Genomic DNA, 1,148 nt, shown 5'->3' with positions numbered 1-1,148 from the left:
AGTGGCTCAATGATGGCTTGTTTCAGGATGGACTGCGGAAGTGGCCGGTAATAGAGGCGCAGAAGCCGGCTTTTCAATTCAGGATCAAGATTACGCCCTAGATAATTGTCTGGATTACCGGTCAGCAAAACCCTGTGTTTCTCAGTTAAACAGAGTGTCTGGCCATCGACGCAGAGCCGGGGAGGCGATTGCAGCAGACCGGTCAGTGGCGACAATAGCCCATGATGCACCAGGTTGGCTTCATTAATCACCAGCAGGCCCGGTTGGGAACTTTTGGCCCAATCCGTTAGCTGGCCGGGCACCGAATAAGAGGCCAGATCACCAAACCTGTTTTTTTTCAGGGTCACCGAACCGTAAAGGTATTCCCATGTGGTGTTCGGTCCCAGAGTCAGAGTTTTCACAGTCTGTTGGCCAAGCTTTGCGCAAATGGCGGCAACAAGCCAATGCTTTGGTGAGTACTGCTGTTTCTGAATCGCTTGCCCGGTGGCTACGGCCAGACAGGATTTACCGGTACCCGCCGGACCGGTCAGCTCAATAATTTTATGCTTATTGAGCATGGCTATCAGCTGTTCAAGCCGCCTGGCTTGTTGCTGTTTATGACCATGGCTGGCCTGAAGCCAATCTGTGGCCAATGTTTGCAATGAGGTGGTCAGCAGCTGTTCGGGGAAGCAGTGCTGAAGCTGCTGTTGCAGATGCTGCTCTAGCTGCAGGGTTGGCTCAGACGGATGGCATTGGGTAATGGCTGACAGTTGATGGTTCAAGACCATGGCTTGCTGATGCACCGGGATACCCCGGTCATGGCTGTCTCTGGCAAAGGCCAGCAGGGCATCGTAAAGCAGACGCAGGCGATGGCCGTGATAGGGATGGATGTTGTCGTTCAGTACCGGCAAAAGATCAGCCTTCATACCCCCTTCAGGGAATATTGAGTGGATAATGGCGGCCATTTTCCCTAAACAGCGGTGGGCAGGGGGTTCGTCAAAAGTTGCAGGCAGGCAGTCGGCCAGTGCTGGAGCCATATAACGGGCTAACGGCCAGAAATTAACTAACAGGTCCTGTGGGTGTTTCAGGGCAGGCATGGTTTTCAGGATGGCATCAATGCCATCACGATCAACCCCTGCCATGTGATCCGGAAATTGGGCGCTGATCTG

At 53.5% G+C, this 1,148-nt stretch carries 1 protein-coding gene; it reads right to left on the bottom strand.

The genetic code is table 11. The features are described 5' to 3' along the window. On the bottom strand, window positions 1-1,148 hold a 1,148-nt coding region (locus KDK15_RS12950), incomplete at both ends, for an AAA family ATPase (RefSeq protein ID WP_257295798.1).

This window comes from Endozoicomonas sp. YOMI1, assembly GCF_024606345.1.
In the GTDB taxonomy this organism is placed as follows: Bacteria; Pseudomonadota; Gammaproteobacteria; order Pseudomonadales; family Endozoicomonadaceae; genus Endozoicomonas.
Note: the sequence above shows the minus strand (reverse complement) of the source record. Positions and strands in the feature narration are given on the sequence as shown.